The 10,000-nt window shown below is 58.3% G+C and carries 5 protein-coding genes; 3 read left to right on the top strand and 2 right to left on the bottom strand.

Annotated elements, in window-relative coordinates:
• The first annotated feature begins 184 nt into the window (after positions 1-184).
• Positions 185-1,096, top strand: coding sequence for a LysR family transcriptional regulator (locus LDL37_RS08290; RefSeq protein WP_290796619.1), 912 nt, complete (start codon positions 185-187; stop codon positions 1,094-1,096).
• An 85-nt stretch (positions 1,097-1,181) separates the two neighbouring features.
• On the opposite strand, the gene LDL37_RS08285 is transcribed toward LDL37_RS08290, so the two are convergent.
• Positions 1,182-2,198, bottom strand: a complete 1,017-nt coding sequence (locus LDL37_RS08285) for a LacI family DNA-binding transcriptional regulator (RefSeq protein WP_290796616.1) — start codon at positions 2,196-2,198, stop codon at positions 1,182-1,184.
• Positions 2,199-2,744: 546 nt separating this feature from the next.
• Here LDL37_RS08285 and LDL37_RS08280 point away from each other — a divergent pair.
• Positions 2,745-5,669, top strand: a complete 2,925-nt coding sequence (locus tag LDL37_RS08280) for a TonB-dependent receptor (RefSeq protein WP_290796613.1) — start codon at positions 2,745-2,747, stop codon at positions 5,667-5,669.
• A 147-nt stretch (positions 5,670-5,816) separates the two neighbouring features.
• On the opposite strand, the gene LDL37_RS08275 is transcribed toward LDL37_RS08280, so the two are convergent.
• The gene (locus tag LDL37_RS08275) at positions 5,817-6,830 is read right to left on the bottom strand and encodes an NAD-dependent epimerase/dehydratase family protein (RefSeq protein WP_290796610.1); all 1,014 of its coding nucleotides are present in this window, start codon (positions 6,828-6,830) and stop codon (positions 5,817-5,819) included.
• Positions 6,831-7,353: 523 nt separating this feature from the next.
• On the opposite strand from LDL37_RS08275, the gene LDL37_RS08270 reads away from it, so the two are divergent.
• Positions 7,354-10,000 (top strand): TonB-dependent receptor (locus LDL37_RS08270; protein WP_290796607.1); only part of this gene is annotated, 2,647 nt, incomplete at its 3' end.

The following is a 10,000-nucleotide window of genomic DNA, read 5'->3' as shown; positions in this document are numbered from 1 at the left end:
AAAACACATTCTATTCACCAGACGGAATGGCATCTACATCTGAATACATGATATAACGGCATGGATATGTAAACTATCGCCGAATAGCACATATTGATTGCAACCGTATCAGCAAATTACCCTATAGAAAAATACGAAATTTCTGTGTAGGTATTGAAAAAATCTATACCTCAGAGAGACACAGATGGATCGTGCCCTGTTACAGTTTCTGTCCGTCGCGGATGCCGGGTCGATCAGTCTGGCCGCGGAGCGCATGCGTGTCACCCAGCCCACCCTGACCTTCAACCTGCGCAAGCTGGAAAAATCGCTTGGGGTGGAACTGTTTCAGCGCACGGCCCGCGGGATGCGGCTCACCCCCTATGGTCAGACGCTCTACGAACACGGCATCGTCATGAAACGCCTGCATGAAAACGCCCTGACCTCAATTGAGCGGCAGCGCATCCAGACGGATTATGGATTAAGCCTTGGGTCAGGCTACACGGCCTGGACCGGCTTTCTGCGCGCCTTTATCTTCGAATACAGAGAACGCCACCCGGATGTCGCCATTCACGTCAGTATTGGCAATGTGCTGCGCCTGATGGATCAGTTGCTGGCGGGTGATATTCTGGCCTTTGTCGGTCATAAGGTGCCCGATCTTGACCCCAGTCTGGGGACCGTTTTCACCCCCGTCGGCTATTTGCGCGACGGCTATTTCGTACGCGACGGCCATCCCCTACTGGGGGGCACCCGGACCCTGTCCGAACTCAGGGCCTATCCGTCTACCCTGGCCTTTCCGAAGGAGAGCCATCAGCGGCGCTTATCAAGCGCGGTCTTTATGGATGGTACGATCGGCAAGGCCTTCACGTCAAACTCGCTGGAGGCCTGCCTCGACTACGTAAAGCACACGGATGCCGTCTTGCAGCATGGCGAGTTGATGGCGCAGGAGTTTGAGCGTCTTGGCGTTCTTCAGGTCCAGCTTGCGCCTGACGACCGGGCCGATCCCGTGCGGATGGGCGTCTATTCGCTAAAAGAGCGCAGCACTGACCCGCGCGCTCAGGCTCTCATCAGCGAATTCATCATACGAGCCACCAGCGCCTATGCCCCGCATACGGAATAGCCCATATGTTTCCCATAATGTTTATTATCAGAAGACATTTTGTGGCCGCAAAATGCAAGTGTCAGTGCCGTACTAATCAGACGTGTCAGGTACTCTCTCTGGCGCGCAGTTGAAAGCCCAGATCAATCATCTTACGCGGCACCGGGTCGCCTTCTATCAGGGCCAGCAACATGCGGGCTGCTTCGACGCCGACCTCGTAGCGCGGGGTTTTGATCGTGGTCAGCGACGGCACCGTGCATTCGGAAATGGCCAGATCGTTGAAGCCGGCAACGGCCAGCCGGTCCGGCACGGCGATCCCCTGACGCAGGCATTCAAACAAGGCCCCCTGCGCCAGGTCGTCGTTACAGAAGAAGACGGCATCCGTATCCGGGGCCTGCTCCAGCAGGCGCTTGAGCAGGACGGCGCCCAGCGCGACCGACGACTGATCCGGCACCAGCAGTTCGCGGTGCGACTCATAAAGCCCGGCCCTGATAATCGCATCGCGATACCCACGGTTGCGCGCGAGCGTGCGCGGATCGAGTTGCGAGGCCACAAACGCGATGCGCTGACGGCCCCGTGACAGAAGATGCTCGGTCATGGTCTGGGCGGCGGCTTCCTGTGAGAAACCCACACTATAGGCCCCTTCGCGCTCCGACAGTTCCATCATGTGCACAATGGGAATCCCCGCCTGTTCCAGCAGGCGGCGGGTGGAATCGCGATGATTGAAGCCGGTCAGCAACATACCGTCCGGCGCAAAGGCCAGATAGGCGCGGACCAGCGCCTCTTCCTCCTCGGCCGAATAGTGGTTGACGCCCATCAGCATCTGATAGCCGTGCTCACGGAAGACCTTTTCGATCCCCGTCACCGTCTCGACAAACACCAGATTGCTGAGCGAAGGGACCAGAACCGCGATATTCATCGAACGATTCGAAGCCAGCGCACTGGCGGCACGATTGCGCACATAGCCCATATCGTCCGCCGCCTGCTGGATACGACGCCGCAGATCTTCGGAGACTTTTTCCGGATGGCGGAAGGCGCGCGATACGGTGATGGCCGAGACACCGGTTAATCTGGCGAGGTCTTCGAGGGTCGCCCGACCCGTACTGGAGGCGCGTGAGGCCAATGTTATACCCTGTGAGATTATACGTGCCGCAGCTTTTTGTAAGCCATAGCACCGAATCTCACAAACTGACAATGATAGCGCTGTCATTTTTTATTCAGACAACAAGCAGGTGAAGAAACGACCAAGGCTTCGCTTGAGTCTCGATCCGAAAATGAGATTCTGACGCCTTATTTTCACGCGTAAAAATCACACCTTTGAATTTAATAAATATTTATACCACACCCCACCCCTTTCTCAGGCCCATCCCGCGAGAGGCTTGACAGGTAGGCTCTATCCGATTTACCAATTGTCTGACCGATAGCCGCGTTACGAAATGTTAGCGCTGTCATTGGTGATAAAAAATCTGACTGGGAAACAACGCCAACGGCCGGTCATTGGACTGTGCCGTTTATCTATCCACCGCAATGATACCGCTATCAGACGCCTGATGCGCGTAAGGAAAGGCCGTATTCCGGACATCCTCCGCCCTCAGATGCTGTGCAAACCTCTGCATAGCAAAATGATAGCGCTGACATTGAGGGGACTCATGTGAAGGGAAAGACACACATGCCTCTTTTCAAACGCCATATCGTCAGCTCGGTCTCAGGCCTTGTGCTGGCGGCGCTGACCTGTGGGGCCTATGCGCAGGACACCGCACCGGCCAAAGCGGAATCAGACAGCGCCGAAGACAGCACCATCGTCGTCACCGCCTCGCGCATCGCCACGCGCGGCTTCAAGGCCCCGACGCCGACCAGCACCATCGGCGCGCTGGAGCTGGCCAATAACGCGCAGCCCAACGTCTTTACCGCCATCGCGCAACTGCCCTCGCTTCAGGGCTCAAGCGGCGTGGCCACCAACACCTTCAGCACGTCCAGCGGACAGCAGGGCCTCAGTTCCTTCTCGCTGCGCGGTCTGGGCGTCAGCCGCACCCTGACCCTGCTCGACGGGCAGCGCGTCGTGCCGGCCAATATCGGCACCGGTGCCGTCGATGTCAGCCTGCTGCCGCAACTGCTGATCAAGCGCGTGGATGTCGTCAACGGCGGGGCCTCGGCCTCCTGGGGTTCGGATGCGGTCGGCGGCGTGGTCAACTTCGTGACCGATACGCGGTTTGAGGGCTTCAAGGCCAATATGGCACTGGGCCAGACTACCTATGGCGACGACAAGCAGGGCATCATTCAGATCGCCTTTGGCACGTCCTACCTCGATGGCCGCCTGCATACGGCCACGGCGCTGGAATATCACCGCGAACAGGGCGTCGAAGCCGGTGATTTCGGCGAAAACGCCGCCAATGGCCGCACCTGGTATCGCTCGTCGACCCTCGTCAATACCGGCATCACCAATAACGGCCTGCCGCAGTTCCGCAATGTCGATCACGCCCAGTCCTATACCTATTCCAAATATGGCCTGATCACCGCCGGGCCGGTTCAGGGCATCGCCTTCGATCAGAACGGCAACCCCACCAACTTCGTCTATGGCTCGAACGGCGTGCCGCTTAAGGATGCCGCGGGGACGGTTTCGGGCTGCTATATCGGCTTCTGCGTCGGCGGCGACACCTCGGCCAATGTCGGGATCGGGGCGACGCTTCAGTCGGCCATCAATCGCCAGAACTTCTATAACCGCACCTCCTACGAACTCGACGACAATAACGAGATCTATTTCACCATCAATCTGGCCAAGGTAGGCACGCACAATCAGCCCAACCCCGGCACCACTCAGGCCGGTCTGACGATCCAGTGTTCCAATCCCTATGTGCCGAAGATTATTTCGGACGCCTGCGTCACCAACAATATCACCAGCTTCAAGCTGGGGACGGTGACGCCCTTCCTGCCCAATATCCGCGTCAATACCGAGCGCACACAGGAGCGCTTTGTCCTGGGTGCCAACGGTAAGTTCAACCTGTTCAACACCGACTGGACCTATAATGCCTACTACCAGCACGGCAAGGAAACCTCGGATATCAAGGTGCGTAACCTGCTGCTGAAGGCCCGCTTCACGGCGGCCATCAATGCGGTGACGCTGAACGGGGCCATTGTCTGCGCCGATCCGGTCGCACGTGCCAATGGCTGTCAGCCGATCAATGTCATCGGCAATCAGACCCCAACCGCCGCCGCCCTCGCCTATCTGCAACCGCCCGCCGGTGCCTTCCAGCACACCGTCCAGACGCAGGACGTGGCCAGCTTCAGCGTCTCCGGCGAGCCCTTCTCGCTGTGGGCCGGGCCGGTGTCAGTGGCCTTTGGGGCCGAATATCGCCGCGAAGCCTATAAGGCCGTGGCAGACCCCTATGGTAACGGTTCATCCAGCCCCTACACGGCCGAATATCCGGCCGATCCGCTACTCAGCACGGGCGGCGGCAACTTCTACGCCGGCAACTACCGCAATGGCCGCGGCAGCTATCACGTCAGCGAAGCCTTCCTCGAATTCAACATCCCGCTGGTCAAGAATGACAGCGTCGGCGAGGTCAATCTGAACACCGCCGGGCGCACGACCAACTACAGCACCTCCGGACGTGTCGATGCGTGGAAGGTCGGCCTGACCTGGGATACCCCGTTTGATGGCATCCGTGTACGCACTGTTCAGTCGCAGGACGTGCGCGCGCCGAACCTGAACGACCTGTTCGGGCCGATCGTTTCTACCAACCTGCCGAACTTCACCAACCCGTTCACCAAGACGACCCTGACCGTGTCGCAGAATCAGGGCTCAAACCCGAACCTGAAGCCGGAAATCGCCAAGAACCTGTCGTTCGGCGTGGTGCTGGTCAATCCGCAGTGGCTGCCGGGCTTCAACGCCTCGATCGACTATTACAAGATCGAGCTGACCGATGCCATTTCGGGCGGCCCCAACGCCACCCAACTGGTGCAATACTGCTTCGACGGGTCGGTGCCGTCGGCCTGTAACACCTTCAACCTGACCGGGGCCAACCCCTATGTGAACGTCGGCAGCATCAATGCCGCTTCGATCAAGACCAGCGGCGTCGATTACGAGTTCAGCTATCGTTACGCAAAGCCGTTCGGCCTGTCGGGTGAACTGACGCTGCGGGCGCTGGCGACCAATGTGCGTGACTTCACCACCATTCCGGGCCTGCCGGGGACCATCCCGTCGCAGACGGCCGGGCAAAATTCCGGCGCGACCCCGGACTGGAAGGCGCAGTTCGTCCAGACCTACACGACGGAAAAGTACACCCTCACCCTTCAGGAACGCTGGTTCAGCGATGGCGTGATCGGGACGCAGTACGTGGTGTGCAGCACGGGTTGCCCGGTTTCGACCTCGAACAATCCGACGCTCGACAACAATACGATGAAGGGCGCGACCTATGTCGATATCGGCGGCACCTATAATATCCGCAAGGGTGTGGCCGCCTACTTCAAGGTCGATAACCTGTTCAATGTCGATCCGGAACCGTCGCCTCAGACCAATACGGGTCTCGATGTGAACCCGGCGCTCTATGATACGCTGGGCCGCTTCTACCGCATCGGCCTGCGTCTGAACTTCTAGAGCGATGTGCGGAAAAGTGTGAGCGGTTTTCCGCAAAAACATCGCGACAAAACAAAAATTTAGAGCGAAATGACGATTCCACTCAAAGTCATTTCGCTCGAGACCTCAAACGATACCCGCTGCCGAAGCAGTGGGTATCTCTGTTTGTCAGTAATGCGTCTTGCCGGACAAGGCCAAGGCCGCTGCCTTGATCGCCTCTGCGGCGGGACGGAGCGAAAGGCCGGTCAGCTCCGTGGTCAGGCGACTGTCGGCCACGGGATAACGGCCCAGATCGGGCTTGAGCGTAGCGAGCGATTTGTCGAACAGTGACAAGAAGCGCGTCAGGCCGAGTGGCAATTGTTGCATTGGGATGCGTTTCGCATTTTGCGGCAGGACAGTGCGCAATAGCTGGCCCATTTCGGACAGCGAGAGCGTATCCGCGGCAGCCAGCAGACGCTGCCCGCCGACCGGCGCGGTCATGGCCTTGACGTGCAAGGCCGCCACATCGCGCACATCGACGATGGGAAAGGCCACCGGCGGCACCGCGGGGTACTTACCCTGAATGAGCATCGACACAACGTCGAGCGACGTCCCCCAGTGCGCATCCAGCGGCGGACCCAGCACGAGACCGGGATTGATGGCCGTCAGCGCCTCGCGGCGACCGATTTCGTCCATATAGGCCCAGGCCGCCTGCTCGGCGCGCGTCTTGGCGACGACATAGGGTGTGTTCGGCGACCATTCCGGATCGGACCAGTGTTCGGGGCCGAAGGTAAAGCGGCTTTCAGCGCGCGGCGCATACATCATGGCGGCGATTGAAGAGGTCATGAGGATGCGCTCAGCTCCGCTGGCCGCCTTCAGAACGCGTAAGGCACCATCGCGCGCGGCGGGCACGAGTGCCTCCCGATCAGAGGGTTGAACCAGCGGAAAGGGGGCAGCCACATGGTGCACAAAGCGGCAATCGCGCGCCGCCTCTTCCCATCCCGCATCGCGCTCCAGATCGAGCGTGACAAAGCTCAGACGGTCGGTCGAAAGGCCGTGCGCCTGCATGGCCAGCCGCACCTCTTCGGCGCGTGACGGGCTACGCACCGTGCCGCGCACAGCATAGCCCGCGGCCAGAAGCTGCGCCGTCAGATGCTTGGCGATAAAGCCACCGATACCTGTGACCAGAACGGTCTCCGTCATGGCGATGATCCTCCCCGGAATTTGCCGCGCATACCCTTTACGCAGTGGGGTTAAAAGCGGATGCAGACAAGCCTTTTAAAAGGCGGCTGCCAGCTCTAGGCACCTAAAGCTGATCCCCTGCCATTACAGACCCCATATTGGCACACCAATATAAAAAGAGCCGAGCCCCCAATCCAAAATAATGCGCTATCAGCCTTCTGGGCGCGGCAAAATTACAACAAGTTAGGCCAAGGAGGAAAATTGGTTTGCCACTAAAATCTAATAATTATTATTTTAATTCAATATATTAATTCCCACTCACCTTTTAATATGTCAAACTTGTTGGATATTGGCGTACAAAAAATAACAAGTTTATGAACTTTAAATTGACAGCCCAATTTTTGAGCGCATAGTCGTTATCGGCCCAGACACATCCGGCAATCGCCACCACGTCAGAGCGTCCGGGCACCCACACAAATTTGCGTATTGGGTGTGACCTCCCGTCACTCAATGCACCACCATGTCCGAATTCAGGGGATTGAATATGGCATTCAAACATTTTGCTCTGGTGAGCACCGCATTGGCGGGTGGCCTGTTGGCTACATCCGCCTTTGCGCAGGCGGCTGAGCCGGCGCCGGCCAACAAGGTCGAGGAAGTGGTCGTCGTGGGGTTCAAAAAGAGCCTGGCTGACGCCCTGAAAACCAAGAAGAACGATATCCGCGTGTCGGATGGCATTTCGGCCGAAGATATCGGCAAGTTTCCCTCTGAAAACATCGCCGAAGCCATCCAGCGCATTCCGGGCGTGCAGATTGGCAATGTGAACGGACGCGGCGCGACGATCAGCGTGCGGGGTCTTGGGCCGCAATATGCCTACACGACCGTCAATGGTCAGACCTTTAAAACCGCCAACTTCACCGACGGTTTCCGTTATGATGTCATCCAGACGGAACTGGCTTCCGGGATTCAGGTCATCAAGTCGCCGACCGCTGACATGGATGCCGGGGGTCTTGCCGGTACGGTGAATATCGACACCGTGCGTCCGCTGAGCCTGAAAGGCCGTAAGCTCGTCTTTGCCGCCAAGGCCCAGAAATCGACGCTGGCCGATGGTGACATGACGCCGAAACTCAGCTTCACCTACGCCGATCAGTTTATGGACGGCAAGCTGGGCGTCTTTGTCGGCGGCGGCTATCAGAAGCTGACCGACCGCGCCGACTACAGCTTCATGGATCGCTGGTACACCACAACCGCCAGCAACACCTTCGCCGCAGGGTCCGTGGCCGTGCCTGCGGGCACTACGGTGCCGCGCCGCCCCCGCTATCGTCGGATTGATCGCGAAACCGAACGCGCCCAGATCAATGCGGCTGTTCAGTACAAGCCGAACGCGAACACCGACATCGGTTTCACCGCCGTCTATTCGCACGACTATACCACCTATGACGTCAATCAGCAGGTCTTTCTGTTTGGCGGTCTCGGCACCATCAAGGTCAATGAGGTAAAAGACGGCCTGGCGACGAAGATCGTGGCCAACAACTTCTCTATGGAGAACAACCGTCAGCTTGAAACGCGCGATCTGACGTCTTCCGCCTATACCGCCGATTTCAAATATACCGGCATCGAGAAGCTGACCATCAAAGGGGTGCTGAACTATACCGAAGGCAAGTCCTACCTGACCGAAGAAGCGGCCATTCTGGCCATTACCATCCCTTCGGCAACGCTTGACATGTCCGACCCGTCGAACGTCACGTTCACACCTTCGGTGAACCTCTCCGATCCGTCCGCCTACGCCTATTCCAAGCTGACCCGCAACGAATACCCCAACGGCGGCCTGACGCATAACGACACCGACGAAACCTCTGGCCAGCTTGATGCCAGATACTGGGTCGATCAGGGTGCGCTACAATCGGTGAGCTTTGGTCTGAAGTACAAGAAGGAGAACTTCAACCGTCTGCGTCACCGTCGTGACCGGCTGGTGCTGGGCTACTACCCCACGGCGGCGTTCACCCCCGCCATGACCACGGCGAACGCCGTGACCGACTTCCTCGATGGCGAAGGCAGCTTCCAGAGCGGCTGGGTGGTGCCCGATATCGACGGCTATCGTCAGATGCTGGCGAAGGAAGGCGTGACCATACCGCTGCAATTCGCGCCCGAAGCCACCTACGGCCTCGGTCGTGAAATCAAGTCGGTCTATCTTCTGGCGGACCTGAAGGGCGAAATCTTCAGCGTACCGTTCCGTGGAAATGTCGGCGTCCGCTCTGAGGCGACCAAGCAAACCGTTGACGGCTATCTGACGACACCAAACCCCAATTCCAGCGCCGACGTGCGCATCTCAGCGGGCACCTATTCGTCCAGTAACGACTATAATAACGTTCTGCCGTCGGCCAACTTTGTCTTCGACCTGAGCCCGAATTTGCTGGTCCGTGCTTCGGCGGCCAAGGTGCTGGTGCGCCCGATCCTTGACTCCAACACCAGCCTGGCCACGACCATCAATTCGTCGGTGTCGGGTGGCATCACGACCTATACCATCGCCCTCGGGGAATCGAAGCTGAAGCCCCTTACGGCCAACCAGCTCGACCTCGGTGTGGAATGGTATTACGGCAAGGGCAATGCCCTGAGCTTTGCCGCCTTCAGCAAAGAGGTTAAAAACGGCACCTACGATACGTTCGTCTGTCCGGCCAGCTTCGAAGGCGTCGCCCTGAGCGACAACGGCACGGACTGTGTCGGCACCAACAAGGCCATCTATGACATCACCGTCAAGGCCAATGACCCCTCAAAGAACATGATCAAGGGGTATGAACTGAACTGGCAGCAGTCCCTCGACGCCCTGCTGCCTGTCAACGGGTTCGGTGTGATTGCCAACTACACGCACGTGACTCAGGACAAGTCCGCCAAGTTCCAGTTGCGTAACCTCTCCGAAAACACCGCCAATCTGACGGGTTACTGGGAAAACTCGGTCTTCAGCGCCCGTGTCTCGGCCAACTACCGCTCAGAATACCTTCAGAACTCTGCGGACAGCTTCTTTGCGCGTGAAACCCACATTGTAAAGGACCGCACGCAGATCGATGTGGTGCTGGGCTATACGATCAACCCCCAACTGAGCCTGTCATTCGGGGCTCAGAACATCACGGGCGAGACGGAAGAAGCCTATTATCTGAAGGAAAACATCTGGCAAATGACCGCCGTCACCGGCCCCA

The organism is Asticcacaulis sp., assembly GCF_020217185.1.
Taxonomy (GTDB): Bacteria; Pseudomonadota; Alphaproteobacteria; order Caulobacterales; family Caulobacteraceae; genus Asticcacaulis.
This window is presented reverse-complemented; position numbering and strand designations above follow the sequence as displayed.

Coding starts and splice junctions, on each gene's coding strand:
- LDL37_RS08290 (WP_290796619.1), top strand. CDS start 185: ATGGATCGTGCCCTGTTACAGTTTCTGTCCGTCGCGGATGCCGGGTCG.
- LDL37_RS08280 (WP_290796613.1), top strand. CDS start 2,745: ATGCCTCTTTTCAAACGCCATATCGTCAGCTCGGTCTCAGGCCTTGTG.
- LDL37_RS08275 (WP_290796610.1), bottom strand. CDS start 6,830: ATGACGGAGACCGTTCTGGTCACAGGTATCGGTGGCTTTATCGCCAAG.